General features: G+C 58.0%; 27 protein-coding genes. 15 read left to right on the top strand and 12 right to left on the bottom strand.

Going from position 1 to position 23,012, the window contains the following annotated elements; genetic code table 11:
- Window positions 1-32: 32 nt before the first annotated feature.
- From AC07ED_RS04855 to AC07ED_RS04845, 3 genes are all read right to left on the bottom strand, one after another.
- Window positions 33-335, bottom strand: coding sequence for an FtsB family cell division protein (locus AC07ED_RS04855; protein ID WP_105234873.1), 303 nt, complete (start codon window positions 333-335; stop codon window positions 33-35).
- Between the two features lie 149 nt (window positions 336-484).
- Entirely contained in the window at window positions 485-1,375 is an 891-nt protein-coding gene (locus AC07ED_RS04850) for a fructose bisphosphate aldolase (protein WP_105234874.1), read from the bottom strand.
- Between the two features lie 148 nt (window positions 1,376-1,523).
- Complete coding sequence (locus AC07ED_RS04845) at window positions 1,524-2,699, bottom strand: phosphoglycerate kinase (protein ID WP_105234875.1); 1,176 nt, start codon at window positions 2,697-2,699, stop codon at window positions 1,524-1,526.
- Window positions 2,700-2,845: 146 nt separating this feature from the next.
- On the opposite strand from AC07ED_RS04845, the gene AC07ED_RS04840 reads away from it, so the two are divergent.
- Together AC07ED_RS04840 and AC07ED_RS04835 are read left to right on the top strand one after the other, a co-directional pair.
- The gene (locus AC07ED_RS04840) at window positions 2,846-3,355 is read left to right on the top strand and encodes a peptidylprolyl isomerase (RefSeq protein ID WP_105236333.1); all 510 of its coding nucleotides are present in this window, start codon (window positions 2,846-2,848) and stop codon (window positions 3,353-3,355) included.
- Window positions 3,348-3,893: a peptidylprolyl isomerase gene (locus AC07ED_RS04835; protein ID WP_105234876.1), complete on the top strand. Its 546-nt coding sequence runs from the start codon at window positions 3,348-3,350 to the stop codon at window positions 3,891-3,893. Before AC07ED_RS04840 ends, AC07ED_RS04835 begins: the two co-directional genes overlap by 8 nt.
- Window positions 3,894-4,058: 165 nt before the next feature.
- On the opposite strand, the gene gap (AC07ED_RS04830) is transcribed toward AC07ED_RS04835, so the two are convergent.
- From gap (AC07ED_RS04830) to gap (AC07ED_RS04820), 3 genes are all read right to left on the bottom strand, one after another.
- Complete coding sequence (gene gap / locus AC07ED_RS04830) at window positions 4,059-5,060, bottom strand: type I glyceraldehyde-3-phosphate dehydrogenase (RefSeq protein ID WP_105234877.1); 1,002 nt, start codon at window positions 5,058-5,060, stop codon at window positions 4,059-4,061.
- Window positions 5,061-5,167: 107 nt separating this feature from the next.
- On the bottom strand, window positions 5,168-5,314 hold the full coding sequence (locus AC07ED_RS04825) for a hypothetical protein (protein ID WP_478241897.1): 147 nt from the start codon (window positions 5,312-5,314) through the stop codon (window positions 5,168-5,170).
- Between the two features lie 35 nt (window positions 5,315-5,349).
- A complete protein-coding gene (gap, locus tag AC07ED_RS04820; protein ID WP_105236334.1) occupies window positions 5,350-6,351 on the bottom strand; it encodes a type I glyceraldehyde-3-phosphate dehydrogenase in 1,002 nt (333 codons plus the stop codon).
- A 213-nt stretch (window positions 6,352-6,564) separates the two neighbouring features.
- On the opposite strand from gap (AC07ED_RS04820), the gene AC07ED_RS04815 reads away from it, so the two are divergent.
- Window positions 6,565-7,533 carry a DUF808 domain-containing protein gene (locus tag AC07ED_RS04815; protein WP_105234879.1) on the top strand — a complete coding sequence of 323 codons (969 nt, stop codon included), beginning with the start codon at window positions 6,565-6,567 and terminating at the stop codon, window positions 7,531-7,533.
- A gap of 73 nt (window positions 7,534-7,606) precedes the next feature.
- On the opposite strand, the gene tkt is transcribed toward AC07ED_RS04815, so the two are convergent.
- Window positions 7,607-9,628, bottom strand: coding sequence for a transketolase (tkt, locus tag AC07ED_RS04810; RefSeq protein ID WP_105234880.1), 2,022 nt, complete (start codon window positions 9,626-9,628; stop codon window positions 7,607-7,609).
- Between the two features lie 218 nt (window positions 9,629-9,846).
- On the opposite strand from tkt, the gene AC07ED_RS04805 reads away from it, so the two are divergent.
- Genes AC07ED_RS04805 through AC07ED_RS04795 form a run of 3 tightly spaced genes read left to right on the top strand, consistent with a single transcriptional unit; the run spans window position 9,847 to window position 11,060 of the window.
- The gene (locus tag AC07ED_RS04805; protein ID WP_105234881.1) at window positions 9,847-10,350 is read left to right on the top strand and encodes a hypothetical protein; all 504 of its coding nucleotides are present in this window, start codon (window positions 9,847-9,849) and stop codon (window positions 10,348-10,350) included.
- Window positions 10,350-10,721: a cell division protein ZapA gene (locus tag AC07ED_RS04800; protein WP_105234882.1), complete on the top strand. Its 372-nt coding sequence runs from the start codon at window positions 10,350-10,352 to the stop codon at window positions 10,719-10,721. The genes AC07ED_RS04805 and AC07ED_RS04800 overlap by 1 nt, the downstream gene beginning before the upstream one ends.
- A gap of 3 nt (window positions 10,722-10,724) precedes the next feature.
- Window positions 10,725-11,060 carry an MliC family protein gene (locus AC07ED_RS04795; RefSeq protein WP_105234883.1) on the top strand — a complete coding sequence of 112 codons (336 nt, stop codon included), beginning with the start codon at window positions 10,725-10,727 and terminating at the stop codon, window positions 11,058-11,060.
- Between the two features lie 46 nt (window positions 11,061-11,106).
- On the opposite strand, the gene grxD is transcribed toward AC07ED_RS04795, so the two are convergent.
- The 5 genes from grxD to AC07ED_RS04770 all read right to left on the bottom strand — a co-directional run bounded on the left by grxD (window position 11,107) and on the right by AC07ED_RS04770 (window position 15,623).
- Complete coding sequence (gene grxD, locus AC07ED_RS04790) at window positions 11,107-11,466, bottom strand: Grx4 family monothiol glutaredoxin (RefSeq protein ID WP_105234884.1); 360 nt, start codon at window positions 11,464-11,466, stop codon at window positions 11,107-11,109.
- Between the two features lie 10 nt (window positions 11,467-11,476).
- Window positions 11,477-11,713 (bottom strand): BolA/IbaG family iron-sulfur metabolism protein, encoded by a 237-nt coding sequence (locus AC07ED_RS04785; RefSeq protein WP_105234885.1) that lies wholly within the window; start codon window positions 11,711-11,713, stop codon window positions 11,477-11,479.
- 57 nt (window positions 11,714-11,770) lie between these two features.
- Window positions 11,771-12,253 carry a hypothetical protein gene (locus AC07ED_RS04780; RefSeq protein ID WP_105234886.1) on the bottom strand — a complete coding sequence of 161 codons (483 nt, stop codon included), beginning with the start codon at window positions 12,251-12,253 and terminating at the stop codon, window positions 11,771-11,773.
- A gap of 48 nt (window positions 12,254-12,301) precedes the next feature.
- Window positions 12,302-14,461, bottom strand: coding sequence for a phosphoribosylformylglycinamidine synthase subunit PurL (purL, locus tag AC07ED_RS04775; RefSeq protein WP_105234887.1), 2,160 nt, complete (start codon window positions 14,459-14,461; stop codon window positions 12,302-12,304).
- 253 nt (window positions 14,462-14,714) lie between these two features.
- Window positions 14,715-15,623, bottom strand: a complete 909-nt coding sequence (locus AC07ED_RS04770; protein ID WP_105234888.1) for a LysR family transcriptional regulator — start codon at window positions 15,621-15,623, stop codon at window positions 14,715-14,717.
- 229 nt (window positions 15,624-15,852) lie between these two features.
- Here AC07ED_RS04770 and AC07ED_RS04765 point away from each other — a divergent pair, with 229 nt between their 5' ends.
- From AC07ED_RS04765 to AC07ED_RS04725, 9 genes are all read left to right on the top strand, one after another.
- Entirely contained in the window at window positions 15,853-16,740 is an 888-nt protein-coding gene (locus AC07ED_RS04765; RefSeq protein WP_105234889.1) for a lysophospholipid acyltransferase family protein, read from the top strand.
- Complete coding sequence (locus AC07ED_RS04760; protein ID WP_105234890.1) at window positions 16,740-17,552, top strand: glutamate racemase; 813 nt, start codon at window positions 16,740-16,742, stop codon at window positions 17,550-17,552. Before AC07ED_RS04765 ends, AC07ED_RS04760 begins: the two co-directional genes overlap by 1 nt.
- A gap of 68 nt (window positions 17,553-17,620) precedes the next feature.
- Window positions 17,621-18,649, top strand: coding sequence for an N-acetyl-gamma-glutamyl-phosphate reductase (gene argC, locus AC07ED_RS04755; protein WP_105234891.1), 1,029 nt, complete (start codon window positions 17,621-17,623; stop codon window positions 18,647-18,649).
- 5 nt (window positions 18,650-18,654) lie between these two features.
- The gene (gene ccmE / locus AC07ED_RS04750) at window positions 18,655-19,113 is read left to right on the top strand and encodes a cytochrome c maturation protein CcmE (protein WP_105236335.1); all 459 of its coding nucleotides are present in this window, start codon (window positions 18,655-18,657) and stop codon (window positions 19,111-19,113) included.
- Window positions 19,114-19,157: 44 nt separating this feature from the next.
- A complete protein-coding gene (locus AC07ED_RS04745) occupies window positions 19,158-19,769 on the top strand; it encodes a holin-associated N-acetylmuramidase (RefSeq protein WP_105234892.1) in 612 nt (203 codons plus the stop codon).
- Window positions 19,760-20,302: a holin family protein gene (locus AC07ED_RS04740; protein ID WP_105234893.1), complete on the top strand. Its 543-nt coding sequence runs from the start codon at window positions 19,760-19,762 to the stop codon at window positions 20,300-20,302. Before AC07ED_RS04745 ends, AC07ED_RS04740 begins: the two co-directional genes overlap by 10 nt.
- Window positions 20,292-20,501 (top strand): pseudouridine synthase, encoded by a 210-nt coding sequence (locus AC07ED_RS04735; RefSeq protein ID WP_105234894.1) that lies wholly within the window; start codon window positions 20,292-20,294, stop codon window positions 20,499-20,501. The genes AC07ED_RS04740 and AC07ED_RS04735 overlap by 11 nt, the downstream gene beginning before the upstream one ends.
- An 86-nt stretch (window positions 20,502-20,587) precedes the next feature.
- On the top strand, window positions 20,588-22,567 hold the full coding sequence (locus AC07ED_RS04730; protein ID WP_105234895.1) for a heme lyase CcmF/NrfE family subunit: 1,980 nt from the start codon (window positions 20,588-20,590) through the stop codon (window positions 22,565-22,567).
- The gene (locus AC07ED_RS04725) at window positions 22,564-23,010 is read left to right on the top strand and encodes a cytochrome c-type biogenesis protein (protein ID WP_105234896.1); all 447 of its coding nucleotides are present in this window, start codon (window positions 22,564-22,566) and stop codon (window positions 23,008-23,010) included. The genes AC07ED_RS04730 and AC07ED_RS04725 overlap by 4 nt, the downstream gene beginning before the upstream one ends.
- Window positions 23,011-23,012 lie beyond the last annotated feature (2 nt).

Raw genomic sequence — 23,012 nt, 5'->3', positions numbered from 1 at the left:
TCCCCCGGGATATTTGGGGCACAAAGGCAGGATTATCGGGTGATTACGATCTCGTCCGAGCGGACCATGCCGAGAACATCGCGGGCGCGTTCGTCGAGAAGGTCAAGGTCGAGGTAATTGTCAGAGAGACGGCGGGTGAGGTTTTGCATATGCGCGACTTCGACGTTCAGCGCGTCGAGGTCGGCCTGCAATTCACGGGCTTGGGCATCAATTTCAGCGCGACGGAACACGCCGTATTCACCCTGCACAGCGGCAAAGGTGAAGTAGAGACCCAGAAGGATCAAAACTGTGAAGTAGATAACAGAGCCCATAGCGGGCCGTGCGCTGCGATTCATAATATGCCTCAAAATCACCTCTGACGGGTGTTGACGCTAGATTCGCACATCTGATTCGCTTTGTGAATCCCCCAAAGGGTTATTTCACAAAGTTTTTTCGAGTAGAGTCAGGAAAGAAACAGGGCGCCCGAAGGCGCCCCGATGTGACATTAGCCTGCGACTGAAGCGTCGTAGATCGAGCCGACCGATGCGGCGAGCATGGCGTCGAATTCTGCATCAGATTGTTTGGCCGAGAGGCCTTCGGTCAGGCCGCGGGAGAACGACGCGATCATGCCTGTCTGTTTCGACAGGAGGTCGTTTGCGTCCTTGCGGGAGTAGCCACCAGAAAGAGCGACGACTTTCATCACGCGGGGATGATCGACGAGCGGTTTGTAGAAGTTCTCGACCGAAGGGAGCGAGAGTTTCAGCATCACCTGTTTGTCGGCGGGCAGAGCGTCCAGCTGAGCGAGGATTTCGTCGCGCAGGATGGTTTCGGCCTCGGCCTTATCGGCGATGGTGATGTTCACTTCGGGCTCGATGATCGGCATGAGGCCGTGCGAGAGAACCTGCATACCGATTTCAAACTGCTGTGCGACGACGGCTTTGATGCCTTCGGCGTTGGCTGCGTTGATGACAGAGCGTTCTTTGGTGCCAAAGATGCCTTTGGTCACGGCGCGCGCGAGAAGGGTGTCGAGCTCTGGCATCGGTTTCATCAGTTGAACGCCGTTTGCCTCGTCCGCCAGACCTTTGTCGATTTTCAGGAAGGGCACGACCGATTTTGCGTTCCAGAGGAATTCAGCGGTCGGGGTGCCGTCGATGTCGCGGTCCATGGTCATTTCAAAGAGGATCGCGCCGACGATTTTGTCGCCCGTGAAGGACGGGGATTTGATGATCCGCGACCGCATCTGGTGGATCATGTCGAACATCTCGGCGTCGCCGTTGTATTCGCTTTCTTCAACACCGTAGAGGCGCAGGGCCTTGGGGGTCGAGCCGCCACTCTGGTCGAGAGCTGCGACAAAGCCTTTGCCTTCGGATACCTTAGCGGCCATCTGCGGGTTCATTACTAAATCCTCGTGAAATATTAAGAATTTTTAAGGCCTTAAACGGCCTGCGCCCCGCTTTTAGGAAAGCGGGGCGCAGGTTGCAAATGTGATAGCGATAACGTTTTTTAGGATAACGCTATCACTGTTCACTTTCTTTCAAAATGCTTCATCCGAGGGCTGCGACGCCAGGGAGGACCTTGCCTTCCATCCATCCAAGGAAGGCACCGCCAGCGGTGGAGATGTAGGTAAAGTCCTCTGCGGCGCCGGCTTTGTTCAGGGCGGCGACGGTGTCACCCCCGCCCGCGACGGAGACGAGTTTGCCAGCCTTGGTCAGCTCTGCCGCTTTTTTCGCGGCGGCGTTGGTGGCGAAGTCAAAGGGTTCGATTTCGAACGCACCGAGCGGGCCGTTCCAGATCAGGGTTTCGGCGCGGTCGAGCACTTCGCTGATGTAGGCAACGGTTTCGGGGCCAGCGTCGAGGATCATCGCGTCAGAGGGGACCGACTCTGGCACAACGGTTTCGTTGTCAGCGTTGGCTTTGAATTCGCGGGCGACGACGACATCGCGGGGCAGGATGATCTCGCAGCCTGCATCGGCGGCCTTTGCGAGGATGTCGCGGGCGGTATCGGCCAGATCATGTTCGCAGAGCGATTTACCGACGTTGATGCCTTGGGCGGCGAGGAAAGTATTTGCCATGCCGCCGCCGATCACGAGGTGATCGACTTTGCCAACGAGGTTGCCAAGAAGGTCGAGCTTGGTCGAGACTTTCGCGCCGCCAACAACGGCCACGACGGGACGCACGGGCGAGCCGAGAGCCTTTTCCAATGCGCTGAGTTCTTCGGCCATCAGGCGACCCGCGCAAGAGGGCAGGAGGTGAGCCACGCCTTCGGTGGTGGCGTGGGCGCGGTGCGCGGCAGAGAAGGCGTCGTTGCAGTAGATATCGCCCAAGGTCGCGAGGTATTTCGCCATCTCTGGGTTGTTCTCTTCTTCCATCGGGGTGAAGCGGGTGTTCTCAACCAGCACGATGGTGCCGTGGGTGAGGGCTTTCATCTCGTCCGCGTTGGGCACTTCGATAAAGGTGACGGACGATCCCAAAGCGGCCTCAAGCGCGGGCAGGGTCACGCGGAGCGACATCTCTGGCACGACTTTGCCTTTGGGACGACCAAAGTGCGCGAGGAGGATCGGAATACCGCCAGCGGCAACGATGTCTTTGACTGTGGGCACGATGCGGTCAATGCGGGTTGTATCGGTCACAACGCCGTTTTCGACGGGGACGTTGATATCCACGCGCACCAGAACGCGTTTTCCATTGAGGTCCATATCGTCGAGTGTTTTCCAAGCCATCTGCGCCTCCGTCAAATCTTGGGTTGATATCTGATAGCGGTATCCTCGTTATCGCCTTTCAACGCAAGGTCTGGGAGCATCCCTTGGCAAGGACGTGCAAGAGGCTTATGTCAGTGTGCAAAGAACGCGAAATCAAGGAGGTCCCCGTGGCCGATATCAAAGACCCTGAAAACACAGTGATCATCGAGCTCAAAGACGGTCAGGTTGTGATTGAACTTCTGGCTGACGTTGCGCCCGCACATACCGCCCGCATGAAAGAGCTGGCACGCGCTGGCAAATACGACGGCGTTGTGTTCCACCGCGTGATCGACGGTTTCATGGCGCAAACTGGCGACGTAGAGCACGGCAACATCGACAGCGATGCGTACAACAAAAACCGCGCGGGCACGGGTGGTTCGGATCTGCCTGACCTTCCTGCAGAGTTTTCGCGTCTCCCGCACGACCGTGGCACGCTGGGTGCGGCGCGTTCGATGAACCCGAACTCGGCCAACAGCCAGTTCTTTATCAACTTCAAAGACAACCATTTCCTGAATGGCCAATACACCGTCTACGGTCGTGTGCTGTCGGGCATGGAGTTTGTCGACAAGATCGTTCGTGGCGAACCGCCCGTCGATCCCGACAAAATGATCAGCGTGAAAGTGGCAGCAGATGTATAAGCTTGCGTGTGTTCTGACTTTGGTGGCTGGCCCTGCGCTGGCAACGGGGTTGGATGTGACCGTTTCTGGTCAAGCAAACGGCACGTTCCATATCGACCTTCTCGAGGATATCGCGCCTCAGCACGTGGCGCGGATCACCGAACTGGCGAACCAAGGGCTCTATAATGGCGTGGTGTTCCACCGCGTGATTGACGGCTTTATGGCGCAGACGGGTGACGTAGAGTTTGGCCGTATGGGCGGCGATATGTCGATGGCGGGTATGGGTGGATCGACCCTGCCTGACCTTCCGGCGGAGTTTTCGGCCCTGCCGTTCGACCGTGGTGTCGTTGGTATGGCGCGCGCGGCTGATCCGAACTCGGCCAACAGCCAGTTCTTTATCATGTTCCAGCCCGGCTATTTCCTGAACGGCGATTACACCGTTGTGGGCACTGTGACCGAAGGTATGGACGTCGTGGATGCGATTAAGCGCGGTGAAGGCGCAAACGGCGCCGTGATCGGTCAGCCTGACATGATGGCATCGGTGACTGTGACCGAGTGATCGGTTCAGACCTGTGAGATTGAGAGCGGGGGCCAGTGGCCCCCGTTTTTATTTGGAGCGCTGGGGGCGCTGCCCCCAGACCCCCGGGATATTTGCGGCACAAAGGCACAACGAAAAAGGCCGCCCGTTTGACGGGGCGGCCTTTGGTATTCTGAGAGGGGCTGATTAGATCAGTTTGCCCATCGCGACGGCAGTGTCTGCCATGCGGTTCGAGAAGCCCCATTCGTTGTCGTACCATGTCAGGATGCGGACCATGGTGCCGTCCATGACCTTGGTCTGGTCGAGCGCGAAGGTCGACGAATGCGGGTCGTGGTTGAAGTCGATCGAAACGTTCGGAACGCTGGTGTAGCCAAGGATACCTTTGAGCGCGCCGTTCGAAGCCTCGATGATTGCTTCGTTGATTTCTGCAACGGTGGTTGCGCGAGCGGCCTCAAACGTCAGGTCAACGACTGAAACGTTCGGGGTGGGCACGCGGATCGCAACGCCGTCGAGTTTGCCGTTCAGTTCCGGCAGTACGAGGCCAACGGCCTTAGCAGCGCCAGTCGAGGTCGGGATCATCGACATTGCTGCCGCACGTCCGCGGTAGAGGTCCTTGTGCATGGTGTCGAGCGTCGGCTGGTCACCTGTGTAGGAGTGGATGGTGGTCATGAAACCTTTGACGATGCCAACCTTGTCGTTGAGCACTTTGGCAACTGGCGACAGGCAGTTCGTGGTGCAAGACGCGTTTGAGACAACCAGTTGGTCAGCTTTCAGCGAGTTGTGGTTCACACCGTAAACGATGGTGTTGTCTACACCGCTCGATGGGGCAGAGACGAGAACGCGCTTTGAGCCGTTTTCGAGGTGGAATGCTGCTTTTTCACGGTCGGTGAAGATGCCTGTGCATTCCAGCGCGATGTCCACATCGCCCCACGGCAATTCTTTGGGATCGCGGATTGCGGTCACTTTGATCGGGCCACGACCGACGTCGATGGTGTCCTCGGTGGTGGTCACCTCACTCGGGAAACGACCGTGAACAGAATCGAAGCGGATCAGGTGTGCGTTGGTTTCAACCGGACCCAGATCGTTGATCGCTACAACCTCAATATCGGTGCGGCCGGATTCAACGATTGCGCGCAGGACGTTGCGGCCGATGCGACCGAAACCGTTAATTGCGACTTTGACTGCCATAAGATGTCCTCCAGAACGGGGTAATGTTGGCGCTAACTCTCTCCGTTGGCGCTAACATTGCGATTTCTCGCCAAAGGTCAACAGTGAATAGGGCAAAACCAGCGCAATCAGCGCCAGAATGCCAACCATTCTGTCAGATCAAACAGTTCTTTGAGGATAAACAGGGTGCCCCCGAGGCCGAGAGCCATATCGATGACGAAACCCGTCACGATCAACGCGAAAAGCGTGTAGGTCGTTGTGCTGTTCATGGCCACGGGTTTACCCCGCAGCCATGACGCTATGCAATTGATTAGTGAACGAGGCGGCCCATTGCGGCAGCAACGTCGGCCATACGTGCCGAGAAGCCCCATTCGTTGTCATACCATGCCATGACGCGAACCATGCGGCCGACGACTTTGGTCTGGTCGGGGGCAAAGATCGACGATTCCGTGGTGTGGTTGAAGTCGATGGAAACCTTCTGTTCTGCGTCGTAGCCCAGAACCATGCCCATGTAGCCTTGAGCTGCTTCGCGGACGATTTCGTTCACTTCATCAACGGTGACCGATTTTTCTGCGATGAACGACAGGTCAACAGCAGATACGTTCGGGGTCGGGACGCGAACGGCGGAACCGTCCAGTTTGCCCTTCATTTCAGGGAGCACTTCACCCAGAGCCTTAGCCGCACCCGTGGAGGTCGGGATCATCGCCATAGCCGCGGCGCGTGCGCGGTAGAGGTCTTTGTGACGACGGTCGAGCGTTGGTTGGTCACCGGTGTAGCTGTGGATCGTGGTCATGATGCCCGATTCAATGCCAATCGCGTCGTTGAGAACCTTTGCCAGCGGTGCAAGGCAGTTGGTGGTGCAAGAGCCGTTCGACACCATGCGGTCGTCGGCCAGCAGTTGGCGGTGGTTGACACCATACACAACGGTGCGCTGAACGTTGGTCGCAGGAGCCGAGATCAGAACCTTTTTCGCGCCGCGATCAAGGTGAACAGCCGACTTTTGACCGTCGTTGAAGTTACCAGTGCATTCCAGAACCACGTCGACGCCGGACCAGTCCAGTTCTTCGGGGTTGTAGGTCGACATGACTTCGATTGGGCCGCGGCCCAGATCCATGGTGTTGCCGCTCACCTTAACCGGAGAACCAAAGCGGCCATGGACGCTGTCATATTTCAGCAGGTGTGCGTTGGTTTCAATCGGGCCAGTGGCGTTGATTTTGACAACTTGCACGTCATTGCGGGCAGCTTCGGTGATGTGGGCGAGGGTGCAGCGGCCAATGCGGCCGAACCCGTTGATGCCGATGGTAACGGTCATGTCGTTTTTCATCCTCTGCAGCGTCAGCGTTTGCAGGGTCTGTACTGGCATGCTGCCTTGCGGCAAAGAAAAATCTGCAATGCGTTTAATATGTTAGCGATAAAAGTGTGATTGGCGCAGGGGTTGGCGCTAACGGTTTGCGCCAACAGCGCGGGGTTGTCATACCGTGAGGATAACGATCCAATTGAAGAACGAATCTATAGGGGTGTGGGCATGAGTGGTTTACTGGCACTGCTCGACGATGTGGCGGGTATCGCCAAAGTCGCAGCAGCGAGCGTTGATGATGTGGCGGCAGCGGCGGCAAAGGCGGGGACAAAAACGGCGGGCGTTTTGATCGACGATGCCGCTGTCACGCCGAGCTATGTGACGGGTTTCAAGCCTGACCGCGAACTGCCGATGATCGGAAAGATCACGCTTGGGTCGCTGAAGAACAAACTGGTGTTCCTGCTGCCCATCGCGCTGTTGCTGTCGAATTTCCTGCCACAAGCGATTACGCCATTACTGATGCTGGGCGGGTCGTATCTGTGTTTTGAAGGGGCAGAGAAGGTGTTTCACCATTTCTTCCCGCACGGCGACCACAGTGTCGAAGAGGACATGGACATCAAAGACCCCGCCCACCTCGAAGAGGAAAAGGTCGCGGGGGCGATTAAAACCGACTTTATCCTCTCGGCTGAGATCATGACCATCGCGCTCTCGACGCTCGAGGCGAGCAGCATCTGGATGGAGGCCGCGACGCTGGCTGTGATCGCTGTTGGGATCACCTTTGCCGTCTATGGCACCGTGGCGCTGATCGTGAAGGCGGACGATGTGGGCCTGCATATCGCGCAGAACGCACGGCTGTCGGTGACGCGTGGGTTTGGCCGTGGGATCGTTAAGGCGATGCCGCCGCTCCTTAAGGCGCTGTCGTTTATCGGGACGCTTGCGATGCTTTGGGTTGGTGGGAACATCATGATCCACGGGCTGCACAATCTGGGTCTGCACGCTCCTTATGACGCCATCCATCATCTGGCAGAGGTTGCGTCCCATAGCGTTGGCGTCGCTACGGGCTTTGTCGCGTGGGCAGTGACGGCGGCTTGTGACGGTGTGATCGGGGTGATCTACGGCATGGCGCTGATCCCAGTTGCGACCAAAGTGGTCGGGCCACTGATCGCCAAGGTCACAGGATCATCGGCAGCGCACTAACCCAAAGCGACCGAGACAAAGAAAAACGCCGCGCAGGATATGCGCGGCGTTCTTGTTTTTGGGGATGTGCAGATTAGCCCAAAAGAGCTTTGACTTTTTCTGCAACAGCTTCGGCGGTGATGCCGAATTTTTCGTAGAGCGTCTCTGCCGGAGCGGAGGCGCCAAAGCTGTCCATACCAACAAAGCCAGCCTTCTGTTCGCGGCCACGTTCGCCGAGCAGGTATTTGTCCCAGCCCTGACGCACAGCCGCTTCGACAGCCACGCGGACGGGGCCAGCGGGCAGCACTTTTTTGCGGTAGGCTTCGTCCTGTTGATCGAAGAGCTCCATGCAGGGAACGGACACAACGCGGGTGCCGATGCCAGCGGCTTCGAGGATGTCACGCGCTTTGAGCGCGATTTCGACCTCGGAACCCGTTGCCATCAGGATCGCCTGACGTTTGCCGGCTTCTGCGTCTTTCAGGACATATGCACCCTGAGCGACGAGGTTCTTTGCTTTGTGTTCTGTACGAACGGTCGGCAGGTTCTGTCGCGACAGTGCCAGGACTGACGGGGTCTTGTCCTGAGTGAGCGCGATTTCCCATGCCTCAGCGGTTTCCACGGTATCTGCAGGGCGGAACACGAGGGTGTTCGGGGTCGCGCGCAGCATCGCGAGGTGTTCAACGGGCTGGTGGGTCGGGCCGTCTTCGCCAAGACCGATGGAGTCGTGGGTCATGACGTAGACAACAGGCAGGTGCGACAGAGCCGAGAGACGCATTGCGCCACGAGCGTAGTCGGTGAAGCACATGAACGTGCCGCCGTAAGGACGCACGCCGCCGTGCAGCGCCATACCGTTCATCGCAGCAGCCATACCGTGTTCACGGATGCCCCAGTAGACATAACGGCCAGCGCGGTTTTCAGGGTCGAATACGCCCAGATCACCGGTTTTGGTGTTGTTCGAACCGGTGAGGTCAGCCGAACCACCAACGGTTTCTGGCATGATCGGGTTCACAGCAGCCAGAACCATTTCCGACGACTTACGGGTCGCAACGGAGGGTGCCTTTTCGCTGATCTCTTTTTTCAGGGCGCGGATGGTGGCAGCGAGTTTCTTGGGTGCTTCACCAGCGAGCTGACGGTTGAATTCAGCTTGTTTGTTGGCCGAGAGCGCAGCGAATGCCGCTTCCCAGTCAGCGCGAGCCGCAGCACCACGTGCACCAAAGGATTCCCACTGCGCCTTAACGTCTGCTGGGATTTCGAACGAACCCCAGTTGACGCCGTAGTTAGCTTTGGCGGCAGCGAGTTGCTCTTTGTCGGTCAGTGCGCCGTGACCTTTAGAGGTGTCTTGCGCAGCGTGGCCCAGTGCGATGTGGGTTTTGCACGCGATCATCGACGGACGCGGGTCTTTTTTCGCTTCAACGATGGCTGCGTCGATCGCAACAGGATCGTGGCCGTCGATTTCGACGACATGCCAGCCAGACGCGCGGAAACGTGCGACCTGATCGGTTTTGTCGGACAGCTCTACAGTGCCGTCGATGGTGATGTTGTTGTTGTCCCAGAACACGATCAGGTGCGACAATTCGTGTTTGCCAGCCAGACCGAGGGCTTCTTGGGACACGCCTTCCATGAGGCAGCCGTCGCCAGCGATCACATAGGTGTAGTGGTCAACGATTTTTTTGCCGAAACGTGCGCGCTGGATTTCTTCAGCCATCGCGAAACCGACCGAGTTCGAGATACCTTGGCCGAGCGGACCAGTGGTCACTTCAACGCCGTCGAGCAGGAAGTTCTCTGGGTGGCCAGCGGTTTTCGCGCCCCACTGACGGAAGTTCTTGATCTCGTCGAGCGATACTTCTGCGTAACCTGTGAGGTAGAGCAGGGAGTAGATCAGCATAGAGCCGTGACCTGCCGACAGAATGAAACGGTCGCGGTTCGGCCAGAGCGGAGCCTTGGGGTCGAAATTCAGGTGCTTTTCGAACAGCACAGTTGCCACGTCGGCCATGCCCATCGGCATACCAGAGTGGCCCGAGTTCGCAGCCGTAACGGCATCGAGCGTCAGGGTGCGGATAGCCGCAGCTTTCATCCAGTGATCGGGGTGCGCGGCGCGCAGGGCAGCAATATCCAAGTGTCCGGTCCTTTGCTGTTGGGCGATTGGTTTACAGCGTCATAACAGGGTGTCCTACAAGATCAAGCAGGACCGTTAAGTCATTGGCGATGTTCGTAGGCTGGGCCTTTGCCCTTGGCTTCGATTGACTTAGGCTTTGGAGAAGAGATCACGATTCGGGCCTGTCGTGGGGGCAATGGACCCCAACGACGTTACAGAAGCCCTAGGAGGACGCGCAGATGACCGAGATATCAGAGCTTGAAGGGCGCATTTCCGCTGCCCTCGACCGGATTCGCAGCGGCGTTTCTGCCTTGGAAAACAAAGCGGTAGCATCTGGTGAGGCACCTGCGGCGGCGCCTTTAGGGGATGACCGTGTGGCCCAGCTAGAGGCAGATTTGGCGGCCCAAAAGGACGTCAACGCCCAGCTAGAAGAGCGCGTTAAGGTGCTCAAATCCCGTCAGGACACCGTGATCGCGGAGCTGAACAGTGGCGCTGAGCGTGCGAAAGAACAGCTTCAATCGTTTGAGGCCGACCTGGAAAAATTGCGCGAAGAAAATGCCGCCCTTCGGGATGTGAGCGAAAATCTGCGTAAGGCGGCAGAGGCGGATGGGATTGATGCCGCGATGATCAACCGCGCGATGCAGGCGGAACTGGATGCATTGCGGGCGCTGCGCGCTGCTGAGGCCGCTGAGGTCGCGACTATTCTGGCCGAACTGAAACCCTTGATCGAGGAGGCGAAATAATGCCGCAAGTCGAGATTAAAATCGGGGGTCGTTCGTTTGAAGTGGCCTGTCAGGAAGGCGAGGAATCGTTCCTGAAATCGGCTGCTGCGCTACTAGACGCCGAAGCATCAAGCTTTGCCGCGCAAGCGGGCCGTATGCCTGAATCGCAGCTGTTGCTGATGTCGGGGTTGTTGCTGGCGGATAAAACCGTCGCAATTGAGGACCGTCTGCGCGAGGCCGAGGCCAAGATCGCGGAATTGGAACTTAAAGCCGCGAACCCTAAAGAAGTTGCCGTTCCTGTCGTTCCAACAGCTGTGACCGACACGCTCAAGGAACTCGCTGCGCGAGCCGAAGCGTTGGCGGATGAAGTGGACGACAAACTAAAGGCATAACTCATGCGTATTGCGGCGGCCCTTTTGGCGTTGTTGCCAGCAACAGGGCAGGCCGCAGGGCTGAGCCATTCGATCTATATTTGCGACCGCGAGATCAAATTGGACGTGGTCTATGTGCAATCCGATGGCCCCGATCAGGCTATCGTGATGGCCGAGGGGCATATCGCGATGCTCTCTGCGGTGCCTAGCTCTGAGGGTAAACGCTACCGCAATTCGCCAGTGGCCTCTGACTATGTCTGGTGGGTCAAGGACCGCGAGGCGATGCTGGGCTGGTATGATGCGGGCACGGGCAACGAAGCAGTCGTTTACCAATCCTGTAATCGCGTATCGACGGAATGAAAAAAGGCGCCTCACTGGGCGCCTTTTCCATTAGATCGTCTGCGATTTACTGGTTCGCAGCGCGGATTTGGTCCGCTTTCTCTTTGTCAAAGGCAACACCTTCTTTTTCAAACAGCTCATCCAGTTCGCCCGAGAGGGTCATCTCTGTGATGATGTCGCAACCGCCCACGAACTCGCCTTTGACGTAGAGTTGCGGGATGGTCGGCCAGTCGGAGTATTCTTTGATGCCCTGACGGATTTCTTCGTCAGCCAGAACGTTCACGTCGGCATAATCCACGCCCATGAAGTTCAGAACGCCCGCAACGCGGGACGAGAACCCACACTGCGGCATGGTTTTTGTGCCTTTCATATAGAGCACAACGTCATTGGAGGTGACGGTTTCTTTGATTTTGTCAGCTGTCGACATCTGTCTTTCCTTAGTCCGGTGCCTTGGTGGTCAGTGCCAAAGCATGCAATTCGCCTTGTGATCCGTCCATTTTGCCCTTGAGCGCCGCGTAGACAGCGCGCTGCTGCTGGACGCGGTTCATATCGCGGAAGCTTGCGTCTTCGACGTAGGCAGCAAAGTGCTGACCGTCGTCGCCCTGAACCTGCACTTTGGCAGCGGGGAATGCTTCGCGGATTAGGCTTTCGATTTCTTCTGCGGTGATCGCCATTCGTGGGCCTCCTGTCTTACCTAAGATGTAGGACGGCGCGGGACGGGCCGCAAGCGATTAGCGGTCGACAAATTCACGCATGTCGCTGAGGAAGGCGTCAAAGGCGGCTTTTTGCTCTGCGGTATCGGCCCAAAGGCGCGAGAGTTTCCGCAAGAGCCCTGCACGGCGGGCCTCTAATTCCGGCGATAGATTGTAGGTTTCGGCGGCAACCAACATCGTCATGCGTTCATGGACGGGGCGGAGGTTTGCGAAATCGCGCATCATGGCGGGCAAGAGTTCGGGCGCATCGCGCCAGCTTTCGCCGTTGAAGCGTTCTTGGGTGACGCGCTGACCCGCGCCCGCGCAGTCATAGAGCGTGCAGCCCTTGAACCCGCGGGGTTCCAGATCGTCGTGAATAGTGCAGAGGTGTTTGCCCAGATTGGGGCAGGGCGTGCCTGCGGCCTTATCAATGGCGAACATCGGGCCTTTGTCCAACACAAGGCTCACGCAGCAGAGCGCTGCGCAGTTCATGCAGTCGGATTTCAGGTCAGGGAGCGTCATCAACAGGCAGAGACGAAAAGGCCCGCGCGGTGGCGGGCCTGATCGGGCTTAGTGGATCGCGGTGTAGAACGAGGACCGGAAGGTCTCGGTCAGTTCTGCGAGCGGTGCGGAGGATCCGCCAAAGCTCACGTCCGTGCCACCGAATTTACCAACGGTCTGCAGGGTCACACCTGCCTGACCTGCGGCGATCATCAGCGCCTCGGCCTTATCAAAGCTGCAAGCGATCAGGTAACGGCCCTGATCCTCACCAAAGAGGGTCGGGGTGTCGGATGCATCTACTGTGACACCAACGCCAGCGGCTTCGGCCATTTCGAACGCAGCCAGAGCCAGACCACCGTCAGCAAGGTCGGTGCAAGCGTTGATCAGCGCGCGGTTTGCGCGGATGAAATCGCCGTGTGCGGCTTCTGCGGCCAGATCAACATGCGGTGCATCGCCGTCTTCGCGGTTGTAAACCTCAGCAAGCAGAGCCGACTGACCGAGGTGGCCAGCGGTTTCGCCCAACAAGAGCAGAACGTGACCGTCACGTGCGGTGCCGAGGATCGCATCATCGAGGTTCTCGATCAGGCCAACAGCACAGATGGTCGGGGTCGGCAGGATGCCTTGACCATCGGTTTCGTTGTAGAGCGATACGTTGCCCGACACGATCGGGGTGTCGAGCGCGATGCAGGCCTCACCGATGCCTTGCAGGGCGCCAACGAACTGACCCATGATCTCTGGCTTCTCTGGGTTGCCAAAGTTCAGGTTGTCGGTGGTTGCCAGCGGCTTTGCACCAACGGCGGAAAGGTTACGGTAGGCTTCGGCAACAGCTTGTTTGCCGCCTTCAACAGGGTTTGCCTTAACGTAGCGCGGGGTCACGTCCGAGGTGAAGGCAACAGCCTTATTGGTGCCGTGAATACGCACGATGCCAGCGCCCAAGCCTGGTTTGCGAACGGTGTCGCCCATAACTTGGCTGTCGTATTGTTCGTAGACCCACTGTTTGCCCGCGTAGTTCGGGGACGAAATCAGCGCCTTCAGGCCGTCAATTGCGTCAACGGCAGGAACGTCTGCCATCGGTGCTGCCGCTGGGGTCGGAACCCACGGACGATCGTATTCGGGTGCCGAGGACGACAGTTCAGAGAGCGGCAGGTCCGCTTTGACTTCGTTGCCATGGAGGATGACGAAACGGTCTTCGGCGATGGTTTCACCGACGATTGCGAAATCGAGATCCCATTTTTCGAATACAGCGCGGGCTTCGGCCTCGAGCTCTGGGTTCAGAACCATGAGCATCCGCTCTTGGGATTCAGAGAGCATCATCTCGTAGGCGGTCATGTTGGGTTCACGCTGGGGAACGCGGTCCAGTTCCAGCTTGATGCCCAAGTGACCTTTGTCGCCCATTTCAACGGCGGAACAGGTGAGGCCAGCCGCACCCATGTCCTGAATAGAGATCACAGCGCCCGTGCGCATCAGTTCCATGCACGCTTCCATCAGGCGTTTTTCGGTGAACGGGTCACCAACCTGAACGGTGGGGCGTTTTTCTTCAATGGTGTCGTCGAATTCAGCCGATGCCATGGTCGCACCGCCAACACCGTCACGACCTGTTTTCGCACCGAGGTACACAACAGGCATGCCGACGCCAGACGCCGCCGAGTAGAAGATCTTGTCCGCGTCAGCGAGGCCAGCCGCGAAAGCGTTCACGAGGCAGTTGCCGTTATACGCGGGGTGGAAGCGAACTTCACCACCAACGGTAGGCACGCCGAAACAGTTGCCGTAGCCGCCAACGCCCTCAACCACGCCGTTGACGAGCTGTTTGGTTTTCGGGTGATCGGCGGCACCGAACGAGAGCGAGTTCATCGCTGCAATCGGACGGGCGCCCATGGTGAATACGTCGCGCAGAATGCCGCCAACACCTGTTGCCGCACCCTGATAGGGTTCGATGTAGGACGGGTGGTTGTGGCTTTCCATTTTGAACACGATTGCCTGACCGTCGCCGATATCGACAACACCAGCGTTCTCGCCCGGACCGCAGATCACTTGCGGGCCTTTGGTCGGCAGACCACGGAGCCATTTCTTGGATGACTTATAAGAACAGTGTTCGTTCCACATCGCAGAGAAGATGCCCAGCTCGGTAAATGTCGGCTCTCGTCCGATAATCTCGAGGATACGTTCATACTCATCTGGCTTGAGGCCGTGAGCAGCAATCAGGTCTTCGGTGATTTTCGGATCGTCCATTGTCTTTCCCCGCAGGCTGGAAGTGCCGTCCTATTAGGGCAAGCAGGCTTTGGGGGGAAGGCCCGCAGGTGACGCGAGGGCAAAAAAAAATCGCCGGGACGATGCCCGGCGAAGTCCAACAGGGAGGTTGAAGTGATGAGCGTATAAGCATCATCGGCTTCGAAGGCTCAAATAGGCAGCAGTTTGTGAACGATCAAGGAAAAACCCTATCAACTTGAGACATGTCCGTTATGCACTCACAGCATAGCTGGGGTCAGGAGGGGGTCTCGTTATCGCGTATCTTGCGGCGGTGGTTGAATATTTCTTCTTGAACGAAGTCTCGAAAGGCCGCGACGCGTTTCGATTGGCGCAGTTCTTCGGGGTAGGCGAGGAACACAGGAACCTCACCGGATTCGATTTCAGGTAGCACTCGGACGAGCTGTGGGAAGTCTTCGGTCAGGTAATCGGGCAGCACGCCGACGCCCAAATTCGCCAAAACGGCCTGCAACGCGCCAAAGTAGTTGTTCACGGTGAGCGTGCTGAGGACATCGTAGCCCAGCAAATGTTGCACCAGTGTCGCGCCCGCCGAGACCTGAGCCGAATTGGGGCTCTGGCAAATCAGACGGTGGGCAGAGATTTCTTCGACCGTGGTGAGCGGTGCGTGCGTGTCGAGGTAGTCCTGAGTCGCATAGAGACGCATCCGAATATTCATCAGGCGTTTGCGGATCAGGTCGGCCTGTGACGGCTCTTTCATGCGGATCGCAACGTCGGCTTCACGCATGGGCAGGTCGAGCACCCGCTCTTCGAGCATCAAGTCGATTTTGAGCTCTGGGTATTTCTCGTAGAGTTTCGGCAAACGCGGCGCGAGCCACATGGTGCCAAAGCCGGTGGTGGTGGTCACTTTCAACTCACCGAACACTTCTTCTTCGCTGTCGCGGATACGCGCCGCTGCGGCCTCAAGCCGTTTATTCATCGCGCGGGTGGCGTCGAACAGCAGTTCGCCCTGTTCGGTCAGGATCAGACCACGGGCATGGCGGTGAAACAGTGTGGTGTTCAGCGATTCCTCAAGCGAGCGAATCTGACGGCTGACCGCAGATTGGGACAGGTGCAGGGTTTCGCCAGCGTGGGTCAGCGACCCAGCATCCGCAACTGCGTGAAATATCCGAAGTTTATCCCAATCCATCGTACTCTGTGCCCGCCTGTTTTACCGCTCACTACAATGTGCCCATTACCTATGGTCATAACAGCTATGCAACCTGATAGGCCATTAAAAACATAGGAGTAGGTGCGCTAACAGATAATTTGTAACGGAAATGCGAAATTAAAGGCAGTTTGCCCATATCCAGTGCCTTTTTGGTGGGCCGCTGGATATACCTGTTTCACTTTTAGGGAATCAACCGAGACGATCCAAAATGCAGCGTTCCGACCGCCATGTGGCCCGTGATATCAGTTATGCCAGCGCCGTGGCGAACAGAGGGGGCCGCGTCCTTGTTCGCACCATGGAAAATGTCACGGGGCGGTTAAAGCTCATTCGGCAGGCCAAGGGCTATGACCGCGAGGTCGCTGAGGGTCGCGATTTCTGGCAGGTGATGGTCGAACGCTATCGACTGGGGCTAGAGGTCACCAAAGGATCGCTGAGTGATATTCCCGCTGAGGGGCCTGTGGTCGTGGTGGCGAACCATCCCTACGGTATCCTAGATGGGATGATGATGGGGTTGATCCTGTCCGAACGGCGCGGCGGTGATTTCCGCGTCTTGGCCCATCAGGTGTTCCGCCGCTCTGCCGACCTCGAACGGGTGATCCTGCCGATCAGCTTTGACGAGACCAAAGAGGGCGCGCGGCTGAACCTCGAAACCCGCGCTGAAGCGATCCGATACCTGAAACAGGGCGGGGCGATTGGGATTTTCCCAGGGGGCACCGTTTCGACCGCGCACCGTGGGTTTGATCGGCCTCTGGACCCGATGTGGCGCAATTTCACCGCTAAGATGGTCGCGAAATCGGGGGCGACTGTGGTGCCACTCTATTTTGATGGGCAGAACAGCCGCCTGTTCCAGCTTGCCAGCCGTTTGCATTACACCCTGCGCATGGGGCTTTTGATCCGTGAATTTCGTGCGCGCGTCGGATCGCGGGTCAAAGTCGCTGTGGGCGCGCCGATTTCGCCACAGGAGCTCGCCCCATATGCCTCTGACCCCAAAGCGATGATGGATTTCCTTCGGGAACGGACGTATGCATTAAGTGAACGCCCCGATGGGACCAACCGTCTGGGCTTTGAATTCGAGGCGAAATACAGGAAACGCTAATGGCGGTCGGGGTTTTTGATAGTGGTTTGGGTGGGTTAACGGTTCTGGATGCATGCCAGAAGCGCCTGCCTGATGTTCCCTTTGTTTATTTCGGGGATAATGCCCATGCGCCTTATGGTGTGCGGGATGCCGACGATATCTATGACCTGACGACCAAAGCCGTCGCCCGCATGTGGGACGAAGGCTGCGACCTCGTGATCATCGCCTGTAACACGGCCTCTGCGGCTGCGCTGCGTCGGATGCAGGAATCATGGGTTCCGCGTGACAAACGTGTGCTCGGCGTTTTCGTTCCACTCATTGAGGCGCTGACCGAACGGCAATGGGGTGATAACTCGCCGCCGCGCGAAGTTGAGGTGAAACACGTGGCGTTATTCGCGACCCCTGCCACCGTGCGGAGCCGCGCGTTCCAGCGTGAACTGGCGTTCCGTGCGATCGGCGTGGACGTGGAAGCCCAAGCCTGCGGCGGCGTTGTGGATGCGATTGAGGACGGGGATATGATCCTCGCCGAAGCTCTCGTTCGGAGCCATGTTGAGGCGCTTCAGCGCAAGATGCCCGAACCTGATGCGGCGATCCTGGGCTGCACTCATTACCCGATCATGGAAAAAGAATTCCAAGACGCGCTGGGTCCGAACGTCAAAGTGTTCTCCCAAGCGAACCTCGTTGCGGCGAGCCTTGAGGATTACCTGCAGCGTCGGCCTGAAATGTTGGGGGCAGGGACGGACACCGTTTACCTGACCACGGGTAATCCGTCGAAGGTCTCTGATCGCGCCACACAGTTCTTGCGACGAAAAGTCGAATTCATTTCGGCCTAATTCGGCAAACCCGCCGGTTGCGGTGGGGCTCATCCTTACCTATCTCACTCCTCAAACGGGAGACCCCTATGACTTATAACGTCGCTATTCTTGGCGCTTCTGGCTACACAGGCGCCGAACTCGTGCGGATCATCGCAACGCACCCGAACCTGCAGATTGCTGCGCTCTCTGCGGATCGTAAGGCTGGCATGCAGATGTCGGACGTGTTCCCGCACCTGCGCCATCTCGACCTGCCGACGCTTTGCACGATTGATGAGATCGACTTTGACAAGATCGACCTCGCGTTTGCAGCACTTCCCCACGGCTTGAGCCAAGCGCTCGTCCGTGATCTGCCGAAAAACGTTAAGGTCGTGGACCTCGGCGCGGATTTCCGTCTGCGCGATCCTGCGGCCTATGAAAAATGGTATGGTGCACCGCATGTTGCGACCGACCTCCAGAAAGAAGCCGTTTACGGTCTGACAGAGTTCTACCGCGACGACATCAAAAACGCGCGTCTTGTGGCGGGCACGGGCTGTAACGCGGCGACGGTGCAATTTGCGCTGCGTCCGTTGATTTCGGGCGGGTTGATCGACCTTGACGATATCATCTGTGACCTGAAAAACGGGATCTCTGGCGCTGGTCGGAGCCTCAAAGAGAACATGCTCTTTGCGGAACGCTCCACCGATGTGATGGGCTATAGCCAAGGCGGCAAACACCGTCACTTGGGCGAGTTCGATCAGGAGTTTAGCCTGCTGGCTGGTCGCCCTGTCGAGATCATGTTCACCCCGCATCTGGTGCCTGTGAACCGTGGTATCCTCGCGTCTTGCTATGTGCGCGGCGATGCTCAGGCGATCCATGCGGCGCTGGTTGACCAGTATAAAGACGAGCCGTTCATCGTTGTGCTTCCTTTTGGCGCGGCTCCGTCGATGGGCAATGTGACGGGTTCGAACTATTGTCACATCGGTGTGGTAGGCGACCGCAAGTCCGGACGGGCGATGGTTGTCTCTACGCTCGATAACCTGAACAAAGGGTCGTCGGGTCAGGCTGTGCAGAACGCAAACCTCATGCTGGGGCTGCCTGAGACCGAAGGCCTGCTATTGGCGCCGGTATTCCCATGAGTGGTCTGAAAAGCCTGAAAAAGAAACGTCGTATCCAGATCATCGTTCTGGCCTTTGTCGCGCTTGCGCTCTCGGCTGGACTGATTGGCTACGGGTTCCGCGATGGCATCAACTTTTACCGCGATCCGACTGACGTGATCGCGGCGCCGCCCCCCGCTAACGAAGTGTTCCGCCTTGGTGGTCTGGTCGAAGAGGGGTCGCTGGTCCGTGGTGAGAGCGAGACAATCACCTTTAACGTAACGGACGGTGCAGAGGTTATTCCGGTAACCTATACAGGCATCCTGCCTGATCTCTTTGGTGAAAATCAGGGGATGATCGGAACGGGTAAATACGTGAACGGCACCTTTGAAGCCTCTGAAATCCTTGCGAAACACGATGAGGATTACATGCCGAAAGAAGTGATCGACAGCCTCAAGGATTCGGGCCTCTACGTTGATCCGAACGCTGCTGCAGGCGAGAGTTAACCTTTGTCTGTCATGCTTGGTCTCAATCAAAAAGAGGCCGAGCTATGCAAACTGTCCAAGAGATTGCCAAAGGCATCGTCGCTCGTGAGGGTGGCTATGTAAACGATCCCGCCGATCCCGGTGGTCCTACGAAATTCGGTGTGACCCTCGCTACGCTGCAACGGTTGCGGCGCGATGTGACGGGGGACGGGCGCATTGACGACCGCGATGTGCGGGCGCTACGCGAAACGGACGCCGTCGATATCTTCGTCGAACACTACTTCAACCAGCCACGTATCGGCGAGTTGCCAGAGCCGCTACAGGCGAGCGTGTTCGATATGTATGTGAACGCGGGCGCGGGGGCGGTGCGTATCCTCCAGCGGCTGTTGTGCGATATGCGTATCCCTGTCGCGATTGACGGGGTGCTGGGGCCGCAGACGATTGCGGCGGCGCATCGTGGCTATGATGCCGCCCCTGATCATATCGTCGATGCCTACGGGATCGCACGGCGCAATTATTACTACGCTTTGGCCGATGGTCGCCCATCGTTGCGTAAATTCGCAACGCGCAGGGATGGTGGGAAAGGCGGCTGGATTCTCCGCGCCGAAGCATTTGTCAGCGCGCGGTATCACCTCTCGGATGAGGCACACAAACAACGGGTGTCGGCATGGGGTTAATCGCACGCATCATGGACGCTCTGTTCGGGAATGGCCGCAATATCGTCACGGAAACTGTTGGAATATTTGCGGAAAACACAGAGGCAGGCGCGGTGCGCGATGCCTCGGCCAAGGCTCAGGCGCGCGACCAGTTCGCGGCAGAGTTCAGGGGGGACCGCAAGGGACTGTTCGATCGGGTGATAGACGGGCTCAACCGTCTGCCCCGTCCCTTGTTGGCATTCGGAACGCTGGGGCTGTTTGTTATGGCGATGGTCGATCCGATCTGGTTTGCGGGTCGAATGCAGGGGATCGCGCTGGTGCCAGAGCCGCTCTGGTGGTTGATGGGCGCGATTGTGTCCTTCTATTTCGGGGCTCGCCATCAGGCCAAAGCGCAGGATTTCCAGCAGTCCGTCGCAGAAACCGCCGCCCAAGCCGCCGTTGTGACCTCGCGGGTCAAAGCGATTGAGGCTTTGGGCGCGGGGGCAACTTTCGCTGCCCCCGCAGCAGAGCCGAACCCCGCGTTAGAGGACTGGAGGGCAGATCATGACCGATGAATGGGCGCAGCTTGTGGACCAGCGGATTGCACGGTTGGAGACGTCGAACGCCGTCGATGAAGTGGTCCGTGCAACGGTGGAATCTCGCCTCCATGCCATTGAGGATATGCTGAAATGGCTGATCCGTTTGGTGATGGGCGGGTTGATCATGGCGATGGTGGCCTATGTTGTTGCGGGCGGCATGGCCTTGTCCGTTTAGCCCTGCGTCAAGGTGCATCAGCATAAACGACGCCCAATCGCCCCGTTGTGATTGGGCTGATCGCCCGAATACGTTAGAAAGATCGCATGATTACTGAACTCGGACACTTTGCCCTGATTCTGGGCTTTGGCATCGCTATCATCCAGATGGTGATCCCTATGATCGGCGCCCAAAAGGGCTGGCGTAACTGGATGGCGGTCGCGGACCCCGCGGCCACCTCGCAACTGATCCTTGTGGGGTTTAGTTTTGCGGCCCTGACCTATGCGTTTGTCACCTCTGACTTTTCGCTGAAACTGGTCACGATGAACTCTCACAGTGACAAACCGATGCTTTACAAAGTGTCGGGCGTTTGGGGCAACCACGAGGGGTCGATGCTCTTGTGGCTGTTGATCCTGACCCTGTTTGGCGCCTGTGCGAGTTGGTTTGGCGGCAACCTTCCCGATACGCTCAAGGCACGGGTGCTGGCGGTTCAGTCGACGATTTCGGTCGCGTTCTACGCCTTTATCATCTTTACCTCGAACCCGTTTTTGCGGCTTCAGGTGCCTCCGTTCAATGGGCAAGACCTCAACCCGCTGCTTCAAGACCCAGGTTTGGCATTCCACCCGCCGTTCCTCTACCTCGGTTATGTCGGCCTCTCGATGGCGTTTTCATTCGCGGTGGCCGCTCTGATCGAAGGCCGCGTTGATGCGGCATGGGCGCGTTGGGTGCGTCCGTGGACGCTGGCCGCGTGGATTTTCCTGACCATCGGGATCGGCCTTGGGTCGTGGTGGGCTTATTACGAACTGGGCTGGGGCGGGTTCTGGTTCTGGGATCCTGTTGAAAACGCATCCTTTATGCCGTGGCTTCTCGCAGCGGCACTCTTGCACTCGGCCATCGTGACCGAGAAACGAGAAAGCCTGAAAAGCTGGACGATCCTTCTGGCGATCCTCGCCTTTGGCTTCTCGCTCTTGGGAACGTTCCTCGTGCGGTCTGGGGTCATTACCTCGGTCCACGCATTTGCCAACGATCCAGAGCGTGGGGTGTTTATCCTCGCCATTCTGTTCGTCTTTGTCGGCGGGGCGCTGACGCTGTTCTCGTTCCGCGCGGGCAGCCTAGAGGCAAAAGGCGTGTTCTCTCTCGTTAGCCGCGAAAGCGCGCTGGTGTTGAACAACATCCTTCTCGCGGTGTCAGCGTTCGTGGTTTTTGTTGGAACGCTCTGGCCGCTGGTGGCTGAGATGACGACGGGGCGGACCCTGTCGGTCGGTGCGCCGTTCTTTAACGCGGCCTTCACGCCGTTCTTTGTCGCGCTCGCGGTGATCCTGCCGCCGGGTGCTGTTCTCGCGTGGAAACGCGGATCGGTCGCCAAAGCGATGAAGCCGATGTGGGCTGTTCTGATCCTCGCCGTGGCCTTGGGCGGTTTGGCCTTTGCGGTGCAGACAGGCAATTCCGCGATGGGGCCGATTGGTGTGATCTTGGGTGCTTGGGTCGTGTTCGGTGCAATGATGGACCTGTGGCAGCGGGCAGGGAACGCGTCGGTCGCTGACCGTCTGCGCCGAATCCGCAATCTGCCGCGGGCCGATTGGGGCAAGTTCACGGCGCACTCTGGACTGGGTATCACGATGTTCGCAATCGCGACGCTCATGGCGTGGGAGCAGGAGGACATTCGCACGCTCAATGTCGGTGAATCCTTTACCATCGACAAATGGGAGCTGACCTTGGACGCGGTGGACCGTGTTGAGGGGCCGAACTTCCTGAGCCAAATGGCAACCTTCACCGTCAAAGAAAACGGCGAGTTCCTGACCACCCTGCATCCTGAAAAACGGTTCTATCAGGTCGCGGCGATGCCAACGACCGAAGCGGGTATTCGCAACGGCGTGTTTGAGGACATCTACGTTGTCATAGGTGATCCGCAGGACGACGGCGGCTGGGCTGTGCGCACCTACATCAAACCCTTTGCCAACTGGATTTGGGCAGGGTCGTTGCTGATGGCCTTGGGCGGTGCGATTTCGCTGACGGATCGTCGTTTGCGGGTGGCCGCAGGTGGTGCGAAATCAAAGGCGAAAGCGAATATGGTGGCGGCAGAATGAAACGGCTTTTGCTTGCAGCTCTGCTGACCCTATCGACGCCTGTGATGGCGGTGCAGCCTGATGAGGTGCTCGACGATCAGGTGCTAGAGACACGTGCGCGAGACATTTCAAAGGGGCTGCGCTGCCCTGTCTGTCAGAACGAAAACATCGACGATTCCAACTCTGCCATTAGCCGCGAACTGCGGCTTTTGGTGCGGGATCGTTTGATCGAGGGCGACACGAACGAAGAGGTCGTGGATTTCATCGTGGCCCGTTACGGTGAATATGTGCTGCTCGAACCCACGAAAGACGGGTTCAATATGATCCTCTGGGTCGCGCCCCTTGGGATGTTGATCCTCGCGCTTGGTGCTGGCTTTGCCACGGTGCGGCGCAAGGGAACGGCATCATCTGATGCCCTGACGGACGCGGAAAAAGCGCGTCTTGAGGAAATAATGAAGTCGTGACG

It is taken from the genome of Aestuarium zhoushanense, from assembly GCF_056431045.1.
Note: the sequence above shows the minus strand (reverse complement) of the source record. Positions and strands in the feature narration are given on the sequence as shown.